Source organism: Polaromonas sp., assembly GCF_030682935.1.
In the GTDB taxonomy this organism is placed as follows: Bacteria; Pseudomonadota; Gammaproteobacteria; order Burkholderiales; family Burkholderiaceae_C; genus Polaromonas.
In genome coordinates, this window is sequence record NZ_JAUXNA010000291.1 from 1 (window position 1) to 18,039 (window position 18,039).

General features: G+C 63.9%; 21 protein-coding genes and 1 pseudogene. 9 read left to right on the forward strand and 13 right to left on the reverse strand.

All coding sequences use genetic code 11. From position 1 onward, the window contains the following. A partial coding sequence (locus Q8K05_RS13420; protein WP_305247116.1) for a pyruvate kinase occupies nucleotides 1–767 on the forward strand: 767 nt, incomplete at its 5' end. A gap of 60 nt (nucleotides 768–827) precedes the next feature. Here the strand turns inward: Q8K05_RS13420 and Q8K05_RS13425 are convergent. Further along, the gene (locus Q8K05_RS13425; RefSeq protein WP_305247117.1) at nucleotides 828–1,586 is read right to left on the reverse strand and encodes a phosphatase PAP2 family protein; all 759 of its coding nucleotides are present in this window, start codon (nucleotides 1,584–1,586) and stop codon (nucleotides 828–830) included. Nucleotides 1,587–1,864: 278 nt separating this feature from the next. Between Q8K05_RS13425 and fba the strand changes: the two genes are divergently transcribed. Further along, nucleotides 1,865–2,929, forward strand: coding sequence for a class II fructose-bisphosphate aldolase (gene fba, locus Q8K05_RS13430; protein WP_305247118.1), 1,065 nt, complete (start codon nucleotides 1,865–1,867; stop codon nucleotides 2,927–2,929). 104 nt (nucleotides 2,930–3,033) lie between these two features. Continuing rightward, nucleotides 3,034–3,942, forward strand: coding sequence for a phosphoribosylaminoimidazolesuccinocarboxamide synthase (locus tag Q8K05_RS13435; RefSeq protein WP_305247119.1), 909 nt, complete (start codon nucleotides 3,034–3,036; stop codon nucleotides 3,940–3,942). A 15-nt stretch (nucleotides 3,943–3,957) separates the two neighbouring features. On the opposite strand, the gene trxA is transcribed toward Q8K05_RS13435, so the two are convergent. Beyond that, complete coding sequence (gene trxA / locus Q8K05_RS13440) at nucleotides 3,958–4,851, reverse strand: thioredoxin (protein WP_305247120.1); 894 nt, start codon at nucleotides 4,849–4,851, stop codon at nucleotides 3,958–3,960. 149 nt (nucleotides 4,852–5,000) lie between these two features. On the opposite strand from trxA, the gene purE reads away from it, so the two are divergent. The 3 genes from purE to Q8K05_RS13455 are packed head-to-tail and all read left to right on the forward strand — an operon-like array spanning nucleotide 5,001 to nucleotide 7,719. After that, complete coding sequence (gene purE / locus Q8K05_RS13445; protein WP_305247122.1) at nucleotides 5,001–5,510, forward strand: 5-(carboxyamino)imidazole ribonucleotide mutase; 510 nt, start codon at nucleotides 5,001–5,003, stop codon at nucleotides 5,508–5,510. After that, complete coding sequence (locus Q8K05_RS13450; protein WP_305247123.1) at nucleotides 5,507–6,739, forward strand: 5-(carboxyamino)imidazole ribonucleotide synthase; 1,233 nt, start codon at nucleotides 5,507–5,509, stop codon at nucleotides 6,737–6,739. Before purE ends, Q8K05_RS13450 begins: the two co-directional genes overlap by 4 nt. Then, nucleotides 6,736–7,719, forward strand: a complete 984-nt coding sequence (locus tag Q8K05_RS13455) for an L-threonylcarbamoyladenylate synthase (protein ID WP_305247124.1) — start codon at nucleotides 6,736–6,738, stop codon at nucleotides 7,717–7,719. The genes Q8K05_RS13450 and Q8K05_RS13455 overlap by 4 nt, the downstream gene beginning before the upstream one ends. A 78-nt stretch (nucleotides 7,720–7,797) precedes the next feature. Here Q8K05_RS13455 and Q8K05_RS13460 read toward each other — a convergent pair whose 3' ends face one another. After that, a complete protein-coding gene (locus Q8K05_RS13460) occupies nucleotides 7,798–8,358 on the reverse strand; it encodes an RcnB family protein (RefSeq protein WP_305247126.1) in 561 nt (186 codons plus the stop codon). Nucleotides 8,359–8,378: 20 nt separating this feature from the next. Further along, complete coding sequence (locus tag Q8K05_RS13465; RefSeq protein ID WP_305247127.1) at nucleotides 8,379–8,537, reverse strand: hypothetical protein; 159 nt, start codon at nucleotides 8,535–8,537, stop codon at nucleotides 8,379–8,381. A 287-nt stretch (nucleotides 8,538–8,824) separates the two neighbouring features. Here Q8K05_RS13465 and Q8K05_RS13470 point away from each other — a divergent pair, with 287 nt between their 5' ends. Together Q8K05_RS13470 and Q8K05_RS13475 are read left to right on the forward strand one after the other, a co-directional pair. Next, a complete protein-coding gene (locus tag Q8K05_RS13470; protein ID WP_305247129.1) occupies nucleotides 8,825–9,511 on the forward strand; it encodes a phosphatase PAP2 family protein in 687 nt (228 codons plus the stop codon). A 69-nt stretch (nucleotides 9,512–9,580) separates the two neighbouring features. Further along, the gene (locus Q8K05_RS13475) at nucleotides 9,581–10,240 is read left to right on the forward strand and encodes a cupin domain-containing protein (protein WP_305247140.1); all 660 of its coding nucleotides are present in this window, start codon (nucleotides 9,581–9,583) and stop codon (nucleotides 10,238–10,240) included. Nucleotides 10,241–10,431: 191 nt separating this feature from the next. On the opposite strand, the gene Q8K05_RS13480 is transcribed toward Q8K05_RS13475, so the two are convergent. The 9 genes from Q8K05_RS13480 to dacB all read right to left on the reverse strand — a co-directional run bounded on the left by Q8K05_RS13480 (nucleotide 10,432) and on the right by dacB (nucleotide 17,709). Continuing rightward, nucleotides 10,432–10,917: a rhodanese-like domain-containing protein gene (locus Q8K05_RS13480; protein ID WP_305247130.1), complete on the reverse strand. Its 486-nt coding sequence runs from the start codon at nucleotides 10,915–10,917 to the stop codon at nucleotides 10,432–10,434. A gap of 31 nt (nucleotides 10,918–10,948) precedes the next feature. Then, nucleotides 10,949–12,265, reverse strand: coding sequence for an MFS transporter (locus tag Q8K05_RS13485; protein WP_305247131.1), 1,317 nt, complete (start codon nucleotides 12,263–12,265; stop codon nucleotides 10,949–10,951). A gap of 18 nt (nucleotides 12,266–12,283) precedes the next feature. Continuing rightward, nucleotides 12,284–13,336: a YeeE/YedE family protein gene (locus Q8K05_RS13490; RefSeq protein WP_305247132.1), complete on the reverse strand. Its 1,053-nt coding sequence runs from the start codon at nucleotides 13,334–13,336 to the stop codon at nucleotides 12,284–12,286. Nucleotides 13,337–13,388: 52 nt separating this feature from the next. Beyond that, nucleotides 13,389–14,120, reverse strand: coding sequence for an MBL fold metallo-hydrolase (locus tag Q8K05_RS13495; protein ID WP_305247133.1), 732 nt, complete (start codon nucleotides 14,118–14,120; stop codon nucleotides 13,389–13,391). Between the two features lie 9 nt (nucleotides 14,121–14,129). Continuing rightward, complete coding sequence (locus Q8K05_RS13500; protein WP_059759441.1) at nucleotides 14,130–14,480, reverse strand: DsrE/DsrF/TusD sulfur relay family protein; 351 nt, start codon at nucleotides 14,478–14,480, stop codon at nucleotides 14,130–14,132. 44 nt (nucleotides 14,481–14,524) lie between these two features. Beyond that, complete coding sequence (locus Q8K05_RS13505; protein ID WP_059759444.1) at nucleotides 14,525–15,196, reverse strand: metalloregulator ArsR/SmtB family transcription factor; 672 nt, start codon at nucleotides 15,194–15,196, stop codon at nucleotides 14,525–14,527. A gap of 192 nt (nucleotides 15,197–15,388) precedes the next feature. Then, the gene (locus Q8K05_RS13510) at nucleotides 15,389–15,748 is read right to left on the reverse strand and encodes a zinc ribbon domain-containing protein YjdM (protein WP_305247136.1); all 360 of its coding nucleotides are present in this window, start codon (nucleotides 15,746–15,748) and stop codon (nucleotides 15,389–15,391) included. 150 nt (nucleotides 15,749–15,898) lie between these two features. Beyond that, nucleotides 15,899–16,207 (reverse strand): SemiSWEET family sugar transporter, encoded by a 309-nt coding sequence (locus Q8K05_RS13515; RefSeq protein WP_305247138.1) that lies wholly within the window; start codon nucleotides 16,205–16,207, stop codon nucleotides 15,899–15,901. Further along, nucleotides 16,204–17,709: a D-alanyl-D-alanine carboxypeptidase/D-alanyl-D-alanine-endopeptidase gene (gene dacB / locus Q8K05_RS13520; RefSeq protein ID WP_305247139.1), complete on the reverse strand. Its 1,506-nt coding sequence runs from the start codon at nucleotides 17,707–17,709 to the stop codon at nucleotides 16,204–16,206. The genes Q8K05_RS13515 and dacB overlap by 4 nt, the downstream gene beginning before the upstream one ends. A 157-nt stretch (nucleotides 17,710–17,866) precedes the next feature. Between dacB and Q8K05_RS13525 the strand changes: the two are divergent. After that, nucleotides 17,867–18,039, forward strand: a pseudogene (locus Q8K05_RS13525) (tRNA (adenosine(37)-N6)-threonylcarbamoyltransferase complex dimerization subunit type 1 TsaB); the annotation flags it as partial.

Genomic DNA, 18,039 nt, shown 5'->3' on the forward strand with positions numbered 1-18,039 from the left:
CCAAGATTGAACGCGCCGAAGCGATTCCCAACCTTGAAGAAATTTTGCGGGTCAGCGACGGCATCATGGTGGCGCGCGGTGATCTCGCGGTGGAAGTCGGCAACGCGACGGTGCCTGCCCTGCAAAAGCGCATGATCAAGATGGCCCGCGCCATGGACAAGGTGGTCATCACGGCGACCCAGATGATGGAAAGCATGATCCTGAACCCCGTTCCCACGCGGGCCGAGGTCAGCGACGTGGCCAATGCGGTGCTCGATGGCACCGATGCCGTGATGCTCAGCGCCGAAACCGCCGCCGGCAGATACCCGCTGGAAACGATCGAGGAGATGGCCAAGATTTGCGAAGAGGCCGAGAAAGCCGAGTACAAGGAACTGGAAGCCGATTTCACCGGAAAAACGTTCACCCGCATCGACCAGTCGATTGCCATGGGCGCCTTGTTCACGGCCAATCGCCTGGGCGCCAAGGCGATTGTGGCGCTGACAGACAGCGGCTCCACCGCCTTGTGGATGAGCCGCCATGACATCCGCGCGCCCATTTACGCGCTGACCTCGCGCCTGGCGACGCAGCGCAAGATGGCGCTGTACCGCAATGTGTGCCCGCTGCTGCTGGACACCAGCGCCGACCGCGACACCGCGCTGGAGCAGGCCGAAGGCCATCTGCTGCGCCGGGGCATCGTGCAAAGCGGCGATGTCTATGCCATCACCTGCGGCGAGCCGATGGGCGCGCCCGGCGGCACCAACATGCTCAAGATCTGCCGGGTGGCCTGAGACCGGTTCAGCGGCTCAAGGACCGTGGCGTGCGTGTCGAGTCCGCCCTGTTGGGCAGCGTCAGCCACGTGACTCTGATTGCAGCGATGGTGTCAGTTCTGCGCGGGCAGGCACCGGTGCTGTCGCGCGCGCGCGCTTTCGTGCAATCAGCTGGCTGACGCCCAGGTCCACCAGACCGGCGGCGGCCCAGCAAAACCAGGCGGTCCAGAGCGTGTGGCTCATGTAATGGGCGCCACGCACCTGCTGCGCCAGGCCGAGCAGCAAACCGGCCAGCAGCGCGCCGGCCAGCCAGCGCCTGGCCGTTTGCGGCAAGCCATGCCGAAACGCAAAAAAGCCGCCTAAAAACGCAAACCCCGCCGAGGCGTGGCCCGCCGGAAAGCAGCCGCCACCGCCGCCGTCGCGCACGCCCCAGGCCCAGTGCGACACATAGGTCGCCATGCCGCCAAACTCCTGCAAGTCCCAGGGACAACTGCTGAGGCTATGGAGTTTGATGTTGGACACCAGCAGCAGCGCGACCAGCGTGGTCAAGGCCAGCTGCGCCCGTCGCAGGGTCTGCAGCTGCTGGAGGGCGCCGAACGGCCGGATCATGGCCACCAGCAATCCCAGCTCAAGCAGCCATGGCAAGAAGCGGATATCGTCATGCAGAACGCCGCGCCACAGCCAGTGGCTTTCCAGCGCGAAACCGCTCGCAGCGCCAAACCAGTGCGCCATCGCCCGGTCAAGCCCTGAATAGTCCCAGGCCATCAGCAGCAACAGGCTGCCGAGGCACCAAAACAGAAAAAAGCGGGCAGGTGCGCCCGGTCGCCCGGATCGGGTCATGAATGGATGGGTTTCAGCATGGCATGTGACGGTAATCGGGTTACCTTAAGCCGGCCTTAAGCGCAGAAAAGCGCTTGAATGGGCAGGCGCGTTTGGCCTGCAGCGGCCTGGCGTGCGCCACGCCGTACCGGAAAAGGCCGCCTTGCGTCACCCGGTAGAATGACCGTGCAAGTTACTTTGCGGTTACCGCCCCTGTCAGGCAGCGTTTGTGCTGCGCGGGCCGCCGTCCATAACCCGCCGTTTTTAGCAACGATTCAACTTATCTGGGGATTTCACTCATGGCACTCGTTTCGATGCGCGAGCTGCTGGACCATGCGGCCGTCAACGGCTACGGCATTCCAGCTTTCAACGTCAACAACCTGGAGCAGGTCACGGCCATCATGCAGGCCGCCGATGAGGTCAACGCCCCGGTGATCATGCAGGCCAGCGCCGGCGCGCGCAAATACGCTGGCGAAGGCTTCCTCAAGCACCTGATCCAGGCTGCGGTCGAAAGCTACCCGCACATTCCCGTCGTCATGCACCAGGACCATGGGCAAAGCCCCGATGTCTGCCGTAGTGCCATCAGCCTGGGTTTCAGCTCGGTCATGATGGACGGCTCCCTGATGGCCGACGGCAAGACCATTGCCGACTACGAGTACAACGTCGACGTCACCCGCAAGGTGGTTGAAATGGCCCACGCCACCGGCGTCTCGGTTGAAGGCGAACTCGGTTGCCTGGGCAGCCTGGAAACCATGCAGGGCGAGAAGGAAGACGGCCACGGCACCGATGCGGTCATGACCCACGACCAGTTGCTGACCGACCCCGAGCAGGCCGCCGACTTCGTCAAGCGCACCCAGCTTGACGCGCTGGCGATCGCCATCGGCACCAGCCACGGCGCCTACAAGTTCACGCGCAAGCCCACCGGCGACATCCTGGCGATCGAGCGCGTCAAGGAAATTCACCGCCGCATTCCCAACACCCATCTGGTGATGCACGGCTCGTCCAGCGTGCCGCAAGACCTGCTGGCCATCATCCGCCAGTACGGCGGCGACATGAAGGAAACCTACGGCGTGCCGGTCGAAGAGATCCAGAAAGCGATCCAGTTCGGCGTGCGCAAGATCAACATCGACACCGACATCCGCCTGGCCATGACCGCCGCCGTGCGTAAATTCATGGCGGAAAATCCAGCCAAGTTCGACCCGCGCGAATGGCTCAAGCCCGCCACGCTGGCGGCCAAGACCATTTGCAAGCAGCGCTACATGGAGTTCGGCTGCGAAGGCCAGGCCAGCAAGATCAAGGGGCGCAGCCTGTCCGTCGTGGCGGCCCAGTACGCCAGGGGCGAGCTGGCCCAGGTCGTTCATTAACCCAACGCCCGCGCCCTGCGCTTCGCCGGATTGGCGATAATTCAAAGCCCGTGGACTTGCACTTGAGTCGCCCGGGCTTTTTCACTTTTTACCCGTTGACCACCATGACCGAAGCACTCCACACCTCTGCCCTGACTTCCCTGCCTCTGCTCGCACGCGGCAAGGTGCGCGACAACTATGCCGTGGGCCAAGACCGGCTGCTGATGGTGGCCAGCGACCGCCTGAGCGCCTTTGACGTGATCCTGGGCGAGCCGATTCCCGGCAAGGGCGCACTGCTCACCCAAATGGCGCTGTTCTGGTTTGACAAGCTCGGCGCCATCTGTCCGAATCACCTGACCGGCGAAGCGCCCGAAAGCGTGGTCACGGCCGCAGAACTGCCCCAGGTCACCGGCCGCTCCATGCTGGTCAAGCGCCTCAAACCCATTCCCGTCGAAGCCGTGGTGCGCGGCTACCTGGCCGGCAGCGGCTGGCAGGAATACCAGCAAACCCAGTCCGTCTGCGGCGTCGCTTTGCCTGCGGGCCTGAAAAACGCCAGCAAACTGCCTGAGCCGATCTTCACGCCGGCGGCCAAGGCCGAGGCCGGCGAGCACGACGAAAACATCAGCTACGAGCAGGTGGTCAAGGTGGTCGGGCCCGAGCTGGCCGCGCAGATCAAAAAGCTCAGCATCGAGATCTACCAAACCGCCGCCGCCTTTGCGCTGACCAAGGGCATCATCATTGCCGACACCAAGTTCGAGTTCGGCCTCGACGAGCAGGGCACGCTGACGCTGATGGACGAAGTGCTGACGCCCGATTCGTCGCGCTACTGGCCGGTCGAAGGCTACGAAGCCGCCTTTGCCGCCGGCCAGAACCCGCCCAGCTACGACAAGCAGTTTGTGCGCGACTGGCTGGAAGCCGTGCGCATCAACGGCAAGCCCTGGGACAAAACCCCGCCCGCCCCGCGCCTGCCGGAAGACGTGATCGCCAAGACCGCCGCCAAGTACCAGGAGGCGATGACGCGGCTGACGGCTTGAATTCCCTGAACGGCCTCAGCTCAAAATAACACTGCTCAAGCGCCGCCGGTACGTCGCCACGATCGGGTCCTCGGGCGGAATCTGGCCGTCGGCCACCTTGGGTTTGGGCGCTTCCATGATGTCGAGGATGGCGATGTAGGTTTTGCGGGCCGCGTCTTCGGACCAGGTTTTGTCGCGCATCAGGATGTCGAGCAGCTCGTCGAGCGCATCGGTCCAGCGCTGCTGGGCCATCAGCCAGCGGGCTTTGTCAAAGCGTGCCTCAAAATCCCGCTTGTTGGCCGCTATTTTTGAGTCAAACAGGATACCGGCGCCCGTTCCATGGGTACTGGTAGCTGCAAAATCAATAGCGTTCATCCAGCGCTGAAGTGAGTCAAAACGGCGCACCGCCGGGGTCTGCGCAATCACCGGCGCAAACGCCACCTTGGCATCGTCTTCGCGTCCCAGCGTCAGCAACTGCCTGACATAGTCAAAGCGCGCGTTCTCATTGGCCGGGTCGGCCGCCACCGCTTGCTGCAGCCTGTCCAGCACGGCTTCGGGGCTGCTGTCCTCCTCCGGGGCCGGCGCTTCGGGTTCGGGCTCGGCCGCTGGCGGCAGGTGCTTGTCCAGAAATTCCTTGACCTTGCCCTCGGTCAAGGCGCCGGTAAAGCCGTCCACCGGCTGGCCGTTCATCATCAGGATGCAGGTTGGAATGCTGCGGATGCCGAAGGCCGTACCGATTTCCTGCTCCTGGTCGGAATCGATCTTGACCAGCTTGAAGCGCCCGGCGTAGTCCGCCTCGACTTTTTCAAGAATGGGGCCGAGCGATTTGCAGGGGCCGCACCACGGCGCCCAGAAGTCAATCAGCACGGGCAGCGTCATGGAAGCCGCAATGACTTCCTCTTCAAAGTTGGCGACGGTGACATTGATCATGGTTTTTTTGAGGTGGGTTTCCAAAAGCGGTTTTCAGGCGGAGCGCCGGGTTGCCAAGACGATAGCACGCGGGCCGCCGCCTGAGCCCTTAAAATCAGTCGTTTCAGGCGATCTGCCCGTACAACCTCAAGGCCCCGAAGGCTCCCCCTATGACGACAACAAGCAATCCGCCGGCCCCCGTGGTCGGTGTGGTGATGGGCTCCAGCAGCGACTGGGACACGATGCAGCATGCGGTGCAAATTTTGCAGCAATTTGGCGTGGCGCACGAAGCCCGCGTCGTGTCGGCCCACCGCATGCCCGACGACCTGTTTGCCTATGCCGAGCAGGCTGCCGGCCGCGGCCTGCAGGCCATCATTGCCGGCGCTGGCGGCGCGGCGCATTTGCCGGGCATGCTGGCCGCAAAAACGGCGTTGCCGGTGCTGGGCGTGCCGGTGGCGAGCAAGCATTTGCAGGGCGTTGATTCGCTGCACAGCATCGTGCAGATGCCCAAGGGCGTGCCCGTGGCCACGTTTGCGATTGGCCATGCTGGCGCGGCCAATGCGGCGCTGTTTGCGGTGGCCATGCTGGCGCTGCATGACAAAACGCTGGCCGACAAGCTGCAGGCGTTTCGCGCCGAACAAACCGCTGCCGCACGCGCCATGACGCTGCCTCCGGCATGAGCGCGTCGTCCTGCCTGCCGATTTTTCCGGGCACGGTTGACGAAACGGGCCAACCCGCCACACTGGGCGTGATGGGCGGCGGTCAGTTGGGCCGCATGTTTGTGCATGCCGCGCAGCGCCTGGGCTACTTCACGGCCGTGCTCGATCCCGATCCGCAAAGCCCTGCCGGCCTGGTCAGTCATCACCATATCCAGACCGGCTACAGCGATGCGCAGGGCCTGGCGCAGCTGGCGTCGCTGTGCGCGGCCATCACCACCGAGTTTGAAAACGTGCCTTCGGCCGCCCTGCAGACGCTGGCCGCCAGCCGCCCGGTCGCGCCCGGCGCGGCGGCCGTGGCGATTGCGCAGGACCGGATTCAGGAAAAGTCGCATTTCATGGCCAGTGCCGGCGTGGCGGGCGTGACCTGCGCGCCCTATGCGGTGATTGAAACGCCGGAGCAGCTCCACGCCGTTCCCGCCGATCTGCTGCCTGGCATTTTGAAAACCGCGCGCATGGGCTACGACGGCAAGGGCCAGGCGCGCGTCAAAAATGCGGCCGACCTGGCCGCAGCGTGGGCCGACCTGAAGCAGGTGCCCTGCGTGCTCGAAAAGCTGCTGCCGCTCAAGGCCGAATGCTCGGTCATCGTCGCGCGTGGCTGGAATGGCGAGATCGTGGGCTTTCCGCCCCAGCGCAATGTGCATGTCGACGGGATTCTGGCCGTGACCGAGGCTTATGAAGGAAATGTGCCTCCAGCCCTTTCTGAGCGGGCGCAGGCAGCTACCAAATCAATAGCAAGTCACATCGGCTACGTGGGCGTGCTGTGCGTCGAGTTCTTTGTGATTGACGACGGCAGCGAGGACGGCGCGCTGGTCGTCAACGAAATGGCGCCGCGCCCGCACAACAGCGGCCACTACACGATGGACGCCTGCGATGTGTCGCAGTTTGACCTGCAGGTGCATGCCATGGCCGGTTTGCCGCTGCCCGCGCCGCGCCAGCATTCGCCCGCCCTCATGCTCAACTTGCTCGGTGAGCTGTGGTTTGACGCCGGGGGCCAGGCGCGCACGCCCGACTGGCAGGCCGTGCTGGCGCTGCCGGGCGCACACCTGCATCTCTACGGCAAAACCGACGCCCGGCCCGGCCGCAAGATGGGCCACCTGACCCTCACCGGCGCCGATGTGGCGGGCGTGAAGGCCACGGCCCGCCGGGCGGCCGAACTGCTGGGCTTGCCGGGTTTTGAAGGCGCTCAATGATCCTGCCCGGCACCGATCCGCAAGCCCTTCTTGAGGCTGCCCGCCGCATTCAGGCGGGCGAGCTGGTCGGATTTCCAACTGAAACCGTGTACGGCCTGGGTGCCGATGCGTCCAGCGATGAAGCCGTGGCTGGCATTTTTGCCGCCAAGGGCCGGCCTGCCGACCATCCGCTGATTGTTCATGTGGCCGACGCCAGCCAGGTGGCGGATTACGCCAGCAGTGTGCCGCCGTTTGCCGTCCGGCTGATGCAGGCTTTCTGGCCCGGTCCGCTGACCGTGATCTTGCCGCGCAAGGAAGGCGTGGCCGCCGCCGCCGCCGGGGGCCAGAACTCGATTGGCCTGCGCTGCCCGGCGCATCCGGTGGCGCTGGCTTTTTTGAGGGCCTGCCACACGGGCGTGGCCGGGCCGAGCGCCAACCGTTTTGGCCGGGTCAGCCCGACCAGCGCGCAGCATGTCAGCCAGGAGTTTGGCGATGCGTTGCTGGTGCTCGACGGCGGGCCGTGCGCGGTCGGCATCGAGTCCAGCATTGTCGACTGCACCCGGGGCCGGCCCGTGCTGCTGCGTCCCGGTGTGCTCACGCGCGACCAGCTGGCCGCTGCGTGTGGCGAGCCGGTGCTGGACAAGGAAGACTTGCAGGAAGCGGGCAGCACACCCCGCGCCTCTGGCACGCTGGAGGCGCACTACGCACCGGATGCCAAAGTCCGCCTGATGGACGCCGGCGCGATCCAGGCCGCGCTCGATCTGCTGGGCGCGGACGCGGCCCATATTGCGGTCTATGCCCGCACCGTGCCCAGTATCGAATCGGCCAACGTGCTGTACCGTCGCATGCCCGACGACGCAGCGGCCGCCGCGCGGCAGCTGTTTGCCGCGCTGCGCGATTTTGATGCCCAGGGCGCCAAGCTGATCTGGATTGAACACCCGCCCGCCACCGCCGAATGGGACGGCGTGCGGGATCGGCTGGGGCGGGCTGCCGCAAGCTGAAGGGGCGTGCAGGCGAAAAAAAACCGCCCTGCGGCGGTTTTCTGGCAGCGCAGGGCGCTGGGGGTAGCAGGGTTTTGGCTACAGGCCGCCCAGGTTCTGGATGGCGTCGACCACCATTCCGGTGCCGATGGCAAGAAGCAGAATGTCGGACGCTACGCGCACGTAGCGCTGTCCAGCCGGTGGCGCTCCCAGCTGAATGATGACGGATTGCGGCACGCTGTAATAAACGACATCATGCGGCAAAGGCTGGCCCATCGCCCATTTGCGGGCCTGTCCCGGCGGCATGCAGCCATTGTTTTTCTTGGCCAGTCCCGGTGGGCAACTGCCCACGCGGTATTGCTCGCCGTAGTAGTTGCGCACCGCGGTGCGCTGGTTGTCGCTGAAATAGCCGCCCACCTGAACTTGCGTGCCTTGCGGCCCTTGCGCAGATTTACCAGGCCGATTCGCCTGTGCCTGGCGGGGACTGGCGTTTCCTTCCACTTGCATGGACCGGCCGGGCTGATTCTGCATGTGCTCGGGCTTGCCCTGCTTGCCATTGCCCGCCCACTCCGGCTTTTCAGCCATGGCCCCAGCGCTGGCCAGCAGGCCTGCGGCCAGGAACATCAGGGTGCGGCTCGTTTTGAATTCAGTGATTCTCATGATGGTTGACCTTTGATCGTTTAAGGGAATGATAAGGGAGTCGTGATTGTGGCGCCGGAGGCCAATGGCGCAAGCACTGCTGTCGTGTCTGAAAATCCGGCCAAGCTGGCCTTGAGGGCGAATTTACCTGCCACGAGAAGGTCGCCCGGTGCCATCTTCAAATTTTTCAGTAGCTTCATCTGGAGTTCCTCTACAACTATTGTTTGCAGGTACGTACAACGGGATTTCATGGCTACGTATCGCAATCGAGCATAGCTGTCCATGCGCATCAGATCCTGTAGGACAAAGTAACAATACTCACAGGTGTTTCAGCCCAATGCGCGTGAGGTGTCGGGCGCGGGCATACAGGAATTCGTCAACAAGAAGCTGATTCGCGTGGCCTGAGCACGGGCCGGGCAGCGCGCCGGCGCGCTGCTAAGCTTGGCGCCATGAGCCCCAAATTCCACTTCACAGCAACGCCCATCCCATGACCGCAGCGCACCGTCTTCGCGCACGCCTTGACGGCGACCCCTCGCTCGTCAAGGCTTTGCTCTTTGGACTGGTCGCCGTGCTGCTGCTGCTGGCCTTTGTGCTGGGGGCGAGCGAGGTCATGGAAGGCGACACGCGCAGCTTTGATCTGTATCTGGTGCAGGGGTCGCAATCCCTGCGGGCCAGTCAGCCGTGGCTGGCTGAAGTGATGCGCGATTTCAGCGGGCTTGGCAGCACCGCGGCGATGACGCTGTTTACCGTGATCACCGTGGGCTACCTCGCGCTGATCTCGGCCAGGCCCACGGCCTTGCTGGTCGCAACGTCCGTCATCTCGGGCGCCATCTTCATGCGCTTGCTCAAGGCAGCCTTCGGGCGCCTGCGCCCTGACGCAAGTTTTGCCGAACTCGTCGCACCGGGCTGGAGTTTCCCCAGCGGCCACGCCAGCATGTCCGCCATCGTCTTCCTGACCATAGGCGCCCTGATTGCCAGCACGCGAAGCCGCGTGCCCGAGCGCCTCTACATCCTGGCCGCGGCCGCGCTCATGGCGCTGCTGGTGGGCATCAGTCGCATCCTGTTGGGTGTGCACTGGGCCACCGACGTGCTGGGTGGCTGGGCGTTCGGGGCCGCTTGGGCCATGGCCTGGCTGCTGCTTGCACGCTATCTGCTCAAAGACCGGCAGGACTGAGCGCACAAGCGCTTGACCCTTCAGCCATCCCTCAAAAATGCCCCGCCCTCCATGGCCGGCCTGCGCCACATGCTCAACACCAACTTTTCCGAACGCGCCGTCGTCAACACCCTGACCGCACCCTGGCAAGCATCCCCCGCCGCCCTGGTGCAGCGCCGGCTGATTGAGCGCGACGGCGGCGAAGTCGCGCGCGCCACCTCCATCGTCCGCTACGACGCAGGCGCCCGTTTTCAGTCCCATCTTCATGACCTGGGCGAGGAAATCCTGGTCCTCGAAGGCCAGCTCTCGGATGCGCAGGGCGACTACGGCCCGGGCGCCTACATCAAGAACCCGCCGGGTTCAAGTCACGCGCCTTTTTCTGAAAACGGTTGCACCTTGCTGGTCAAGCTGCGCCATCTGGACCCCAACGACCAGGAAAGGGTGGTGGTGGACACCGCCCGTGCCACCTGGTTTCCCGGCATGGTCGCGGGCCTGTCGGTGTTGCCGCTGTCCAGCTTTGAAGGCCAGCACACCGCCCTGGTGCGCTGGGCACCCGGCACGTTTTTCAGCCCGCACCGGCACCACGGCGGCGAGGAAATCTATGTGGTGGACGGCGTTTTTGAAGACGAGAAGGGACGCTATCCGGCCGGCACCTGGATCCGAAGCCCGCACCTGAGCCAGCACCAGCCGTTTAGCCGGGAGGGCTGCCTTATCTTTGTCAAGACCGGCCACCTTCCTGCCGCGCAGTAAGTGCCGCACACCTGGAGCGGCAGGTCCGCTTCAGCCCGAAGCCGTCCGTGCCGGATAGAAGTGCAAGGGGATTTTGGCGGTAGAGGACGATCAAGCGTGAGTCGCCAATGACGCTGAATGGACCTCCAGGGGTGCGGTTTCACCGCTTGCTGGATCGCAGGAATCGCGGTCCGTCTTTCAGCAAAACAGTATCACTTGCGCTCCTTGGCGGCGCGGGCTGCGGCATCCATGCCACCGCGCGCTGTCCACTCACCATAGCCGCCATGCAGGATACGCACGTTCTCGAATCCGGCCATGCGCAAAGCCATGGCGACCTGCCCGGAAAACGATCCCGTGTTGCAGTAAACCAGAATGGTCTTGTCTTTGGGTAGCTTGGCGCGTTCGCCGAAAACCTTGCGCCACTCGATGTTGATCGCCCCGGGAATGTGCGCCTGGGCATATTGCCTGGCGTCGCGCACATCCAGTACATAAAACTTCTTCCAGTCTTCTGCCGGAATCTGCTCAGCCATGATGGTGCCGCTGTTGTAGTCGACAAAGTCGAAGTACGACTCAAGCGCTTCGGTCGTGGCCTTGTCAGTCTCGGCATGGGCAGCCATCGGCAAACTCGCAAATGCGGCCGCAAGTGCCACCACCAGCGCTGAGCGGCGGGAGGCGTGGATCATCGAATTGAATTTCATGGATTGCTTCCTGTAAAACGATTGTTGAGTTTCAGTGCGCGGGATTGAGCCGCGGGTGGGTTTCTTCACCGAGCAGCCACAGCAGGCCGCCAGAGGCGAACATCGACAGGGCAACGAACCAGAACGCCGCCTCCATTTGTCCGCTGAAGTGCGCCACCATGCCCAGCCCGAGACCCCCGATGCCATAGCCGAGGTCACGCCAGAACCGGTAAATGCCAATGGCCGAACCACGCCAGTTCGGGTGCGATATGTCTGCCACAGCCGCCGACAGGTTGGGGTACAGCAGCGCCATGCCAAAGCCCGAGACGGCGGCCGACAGCATCCACCAGGCCACGCCCTGCCCCAGCAGCATCATCGCCACCCCCGTACCACAAATCCACATACCCCACACATTGGGCCGGTGGCGGCCGATGCGGTCCGACAGCTTGCCGGTGAACAACTGCGAGCCCCCCCAGACAAAACCATAGACGCCAATGATCCAGCCGATATTGGGCAAGCTGATGCCCTGCTGGTAGAGGAACACCGGGTAAAACACCCAGACCAGGGCATCAACAAATTTCTCGACCAGTCCGGCCTGACAGAGCGCCGCCATGCGGCGGTCGCGCCAGCTCATCAGTGTGAACATGTCCCAGGTCGTCGGCTTGGCTGGCACATGGACCGGATAACGCGGTATGGGCCCGGTCGCTTTGCCTGCTGCATGGCGCGCGCCCTCGGCTTTCGCCCAAGGCAGTGTTTCCCTGACAAAAAACTGTGTCAGCACCAGCGCTGACACGATCACGATCAGGCCAAAGATCAGCAAGCCCTGGCGCGCACCGAAGGCCGTGGCCATGTAGGCGGTGACGATGCCGGCAATGGCCACGCCGACATAGCCGGCAAACTCATTGAGGCCGATGGTCAGGCCGCGCTGGTCGGGCCGCGTGATGTCGAGCTTGGAGGTCTGCGTCATGGACCAGGCAAAGCCCTGGTTGACGCCCAGCAACACGGTGGCGGCGACGATCCAGCCCCAGCTCGGGGCGTACATGATCATGAACGGAATCGGTATGGCACTGAGCCAGCCGAGCATGAGCACTTTCTTGCGCCCAATCTGTTCAGACAGGCGCCCCGCCACAAAATTGAGCGTTCCCTTGACGAAGCCAAAGGCCACGACAAAGGCGATGAGCAGCATGAAGGAACCTTTCGGAACCCCAAACTCGGAACTTGCCAGTGCCGGCACAACGGTGCGCATCATGCCCAGTGTCAAGCCGACCATCAGCACCTGCAGCAGCTGGAAAGTAAACTGGGCCAGGTTGTGGCGAATGCCATGCAGGTAGTCCTGGTACTCGTGGCGGGCTTCGCTGAATTCGCTCATGTTATTTTCCCTGAACGGTCAGACGCTGGCGGCCGGATTGGCGCGCGTCGCCATGGCAAGCACCCGGTGTGCCATCCAGGCACCCAGCACCATGCTGGCCACCGCGATAAAACTCGATACCGACAGGGTGGCGACACCCGCCATGCCCTGTCCGATGGTGCAGCCCATCGCGAGAATGCCGCCCCAGGCCATCATCACACCGCCAGCCACATTGCGCAGCATCTGCGTCCCGGTGGGCATGACCCACTGGAAACGGCGTGCCACGATGACGCTGAGCAAAGCGCCGACAAACACGCCCAGCACCGCCGTGGAGCCGAACTTCAGGGGGAACCCCAGCCGCTCCATGGTGAGGTAGCGCATCAAATCCTGCGCCGGCGCGACAAAGGCCAGTGCCGATGTAACGGGCGTGTCGAATTCGCTGGTACCCGCAATGCTCACATACCAGCTGGCTGCCACCAGACCACCTACCGCCATGCCTGACAGCGGAAGTTTCCAGCCCCACCATTCGGATTGACGCGGCGCCAGCAGCAGGAACGCACCGATCAGCGCGACCAGTCCCGCTGTCACCGTCCAGGCGGGGACACCGCCGAGCAAGGCAGGCAGTGTCCTGGCGGGCAAGGTCATTGCCGGTCCGCTGGCGATCTCCCGCAACGGAGCCAACGCGCCTTCCAGGCTGGCCATGATGGCCAGCACGAAAACCAGCCAGGTCAGCAGGGCGCCGCCTTGCCCCTCTGCTGCGCGCACCATGATCCGGCTCGGGCAGCCCCCGGCCAGCATCATCCCTGCGCCGAACACCACGCCACCAACCACCAGGCCCACCAATGGCACGCTGGCGCGCAGATACGGTGTGCCGCTCAAATCCACCCAGCCCAACCCGGATAGCAGTTGTGTGCCTGCCAGTGCCACGGCCACCGCCAGCAAAAAAGCACGCAGCTTGGCGTTGTCCTTGCCCTCGAAAGCGTTGGCCAACGCTGCGCGTGCGCAAAAACCACTACGCTGCAAGATGATGCCGAGCAACAGGCCCAGCACCAGGCCACCCCATACCGGGATATTCAATCCACCTGCATCCATGTCTGTCTCCGTTCAGTTTTTCAGTCTTTTTTTGCCAGCGGATGAGTGCTCATCAGGCTGCGATGTTCGCCGCGACGATGCGGTCCATGTCGGCCGGACGCGGGGGGATTTCGCGTGTCAGTTCAACGATGAAGTCCTCGCGCGCCATGGAGAGCGCCGGGTTCCAGCGCTTCTCGAAACCGATGGTGGAGGACGGCTTGCCCGACAGGCCGACACCACAGACGCTGCCGGCCTGGTGCCCGGGGTAGATTTCCAGATCGGCCGGCAGGCCCAGCAGCTTGGCGTGCAGCGAGTCGTACAGTTGTCCAGACATCTCGCGCTCCTTGCCGGCCAGGTCGGGGCGACCGACTGCGCCGACGAACAGCGTGTCACCGGTGATGACAAACCAGGGTGTCTCACCGCGGCGCAGGTCGGAGACCAGCAGGCAGATGCTGTCAGGCGTATGGCCCGGTGTGTGCAATACCTCGACCTGCACATTGCCCAGATCGAGCTTTTGCCCGTCGCGCAGCGGCTCGAAAGCAAAGCCAACCTTGCCCTGGTCGAATTCGTGCAGACAATACGACGTGCCCAGCATTTCGGCCAGCCTGCGCCCGCCCGAATAGTGATCCGCATGGACGTGGGTGTCGATCACATGCGTGATCTGCACGCCGGCCTTGCGTGCCTCCTCGACGAACCACGCCTCGTCGCCGGCCACCACGTCCACGGCGATGGCCCTGGCATAAGTGGCACAGCCGAAAAAATAGGACAGCGAGGCTTCCTTCGTTGCAAATTGCTTGAAAAACATTTTTTCTCCTTAGAAAACGATTACCTTGTCGGCTTCGGCGGTCCAGTCAGCCAGCTGTGCGAGCGTTGAACGCTTGGCCCCATCGGTCAATTCGGTGTCCGTCAGGCCACGCGCATCCATGCAGGTCCCGCACAGACCCACCTCACCTTGCCGGGCCACCTTGCCGAGCATGAGCTGGATGTTGTAATAACCCGGCGGCACCTTCTGGCCGGCCTTGGCGCAGCCGACGGCGTCGGCCAGCAGGAACAGCCGCACCTGCTGCCCTTCCTTGCCGGCCAGCGCACTGGCCAGCCGCAGGCCGTTATAGGCGCGCTCATGGCCATACGGGGCATCATTCAGAATGAAAAGTGTGGATGTCATGACCTATCCTCCGGGTTGAGTCTGTGGGTTGAACTGTGCGTGGATCAGGACTCGAGCGGCCGCTCAACCGGCATGCCAGCGGCCTGCCATTCGGCAACGCCATCGAGAATCTTGCGCACCCGGTAGCCCTGGCCGGAGAGCAGCTTCAGCGCCTCATCCGACAGCATGCAAAACGGCCCGCGACAGTAGGCCACGATGTCGTGATCTTTGGGCAGTTCGGCCAGGCGCCGCTCGATTTCGGGCAGGGGCATGGAGCGTGCGAACGGCAAGTGAGCCACTTGATACTCATCCTGCGGACGCACATCGATAACGATCACCTCGCCGCGCCGCGCCTGTTCAAGCAGATCGGTACGTCCCACCTGCGCAAGCTTTTCGGGCGCGGACACCATGTGTTGCAGGGCCATCTGCAGCTCGACCAGATGCTCTTCAGCCACCAATCTCAGCGTGACCCACAGGTTGGCGACGTCATCACCGCTGAGCCGATAAACCATGTACTTGCCATCGCGCCGGCTCTCCACCAGACGGGCTTGTCGCAGTGCTTTGAGATGGGCGCTGGCCAGTTTGACGTCGATAGACAACTCGCTGGCCAGAACCTCCACCGTCTTCTCGCCCTGCGCGAGCAACTCCATCAACTCCAGCCGTTTCGGACTGGAGACGGCCTTGCCGATGCGGGCGACCTGTTCATAAAGAAGGTCTTTAAGTAATCGCTTGTTCATTCGAACATTCTAGCGAATATTTGAATGAAAAAAACAGTAGTCATTTTTCTGTTTTTGGGCGCCAGCATCCGGCCGACTCACAAGCACAAACCAGCCGGTCAGCATCGCGTGCCAAGGCCTGCTTCAGGGTGTGCGTTAGCTGGAAACCTCGACCAGCCGCTCAGGGTCGATTTTGCCTGTCCCTCGCGACCTTCAGACCTTCTTCAGAAAGCAGGCCTTCAGCATGAAGCTGCCCGCGTCCATCTTGCAGTCCACCTCGTGGTCGCCGCCGACCAGGCGGATGCTTTTGACCTTGGTGCCCATCTTCAGCGTGGTGCCCATCTTCAGCGTGGTGGACGAGCCCTTGACTTTCAGGTCCTTGATCAGCACCACCGCGTCGCCGTCGGCCAGCACATTGCCGTTCGAATCCTTGACCACTGCGTCGGCGCTGTCATCGGCTTCTGGCGCGGCGGCCATCGGCCATTCGTGGCCGCAGTCGGCGCAGACATGGTTGCCTGCGTCCGGGTAGGTGTTTTCCAAAGTGCATTGGGGGCAAGCTGGGGAGGTGGACATGGTTCCGTTCAAATCGCAAGTAGTTCAGGGGTTTCAGAGTATCCCCGATGGCCGATTCAAAGCGCTGTGGCGCAGCCCCCGCCAAATGGCGCTTTGGCTGACTGGTCGGGAGTTCATTCACAGGCTTATCCCCACGCGGCGGGGATAACTTCACGGGCTCCGGTGGCCGGACGCAGGGCCGGTTCGGCCGTAAACCAGTCTCATCCCCAGAATCGCCAGCGCCAGTAACAGCGTAATCATGTTGGCAATCACCATGGGCCAGGAGCCCAGCAGCAGACCGTAAGCCAGCCACAAGGCCACTCCCACGGTGAACGCGCTGTACATGCCCAGCGAGACGCCACTGACGTCGCGGGTTTTAAAGCTGAGCCAGGCTTGGGGCACAAAGCTCAGGGTGGTCAGGCATGCGGCCAGTGAGCCGATGAGGTCGGTCAGGCTAATGGCCAGCGTGGGCCAACTCATCGGCTGCCTTCTTTCACGGCCCAGTCCACCAGAGCCTCAAGTGCTGGCCGGGCCGCGTTCGCGTTCGGGTGGTTGACGATGGCCACCAGCACCAGGCGCCTTCCGCTGGGCGTGTGCACATAGCCGGCCAGCGCGGTAGCGTCGCGCAGGGAGCCGGTTTTCAGGTGGGCCCAGCCCTGCGACACGCCAGATTTGCTGCGCCTGAGCGTGCCGTCCACCCCGCTGATCGGCAGCGACGCCATCAGCTCGGGCATGGCGCCCGAAACGTAGGCGGTTTGCAGCAGGCGGGCCAGCCCTTGCGACGTGATGCGTGCCTGGCGCGACAGGCCGGAGCCGTTGTCCAGCACCGGCTGCTCTTGCCCGCCCATGCGTTCGCGCCACCAGCGGGCCACCACCTCGCGCGAGGCCTCGCTGCTGGCCGCGCCGGCGCGCTCGGCCCCTGGCGTCTGGCTCAGGGTTAAAAACAGCTGCTGCGCCATCACGTTGTTGCTGAATTTGTTGATGTCGCGAATCACCTCGGCCAGGGGCGGCGAGGTCATTTCAAACGCCGGTGTCTGGTGGGGTGCGGCGCGGCCCTCACGTACGCGCCCGCCCAGCTTGCCGCCCATTTCCTGCCACATGCCCGCGACGGCCCGCTCGGCGTAGCTGGCCGGGTCGGCGTAGGCCACGGCCCAGACCTTTTCGCCGCAGGCGACCGGGTAGCTGCCGTTAAAGACCATGCGAAACGGGTCTGAAAAATCGGCCTTGAGCTGCGCCCGGTAGTCGCCGCAGGCGGCCAGCGACGCACTGCCGTTGGCGCCAGTCGACAGCGGCACGCGGGTCTGCACCTGCACGCCGGCCAGCGGCGGCTCAAAGCTGACGCTGGCGCTGCCGCTGTCCGGGTTGGGCGAAAACGTCATCACCACCGACTTGAAGTTGAGCAGCAGGGCGTCGGGCACCACGTTGTAGGGTCGCTGTGGTTCGCCGTCAAAGTCGGCCGCGTTTTGCGTGCTGGCCGCAAAAGCGCTGCGGTCCAGCAGGATGTCGCCCGTGATGGACTTGATGCCCAGGCCCTGCACCCGGCGCAGCAGCAGCCACAGCCGCTCTTGCACCAGCTTGGGGTCACCCCGGCCCTGGATGATGAGGTTGCCCTGCAGCACGCCGCCCGCGACGCTGCCATCCACAAACACCGGCGTGGCCCAGGTGAACGACGGGCCCAGCAGCTCCAGCCCGGCGTAAGTGGTTACCAGCTTCATGACCGAGGCCGGGTTCATCGCGGCGTTGGCGCGCCAGTTCAGCAGCGGGGCTGATTTGCCGTTCAGGGCCGGCGCGGCATCGACCACCAGCACCGCCAGCGCGTCCGGCGGCACCTTGGCGCGCGCCAGCAGCGCGTTTACTTCGGGCGGCAGGCCGGGGCCGGCGGTTTGGGCGGCGGCGCCAAGGCTGCACAGGCCCAATCCGCCGGCCAGCAGGCCGGCGGCCAGGCGCGCCCTGAGGCGGCTACGAAACGGGGTAAAAAACATGGCCTGATTATCCGCGACGCGTCAGGCCGGATAATCGCCCGGTGCGCGTTCGCGGGCCTTGCGGCGCGGTCGGCTTGGTCCGCGCTGATGCGGTGGTCTGATTACTATGATTTATTAGCTGCTTGTGCCCGTGTATTAAGGGCTAGAGCCTTATTTGATGCCCAAACTTCTGAAATTTCTCGCCTTTGACACCAGCACCGACCAGCTGTCGGTGGCGCTGACCGATGGCGTGCGCGTCTGGCAGCACAGCGGCCCGGGCGGCGCGCTGGCCTCGACGACGCTGATCCCGGCGATTCTGGCGCTGCTGGCTGACGCCGGTCTGGCGCTGGG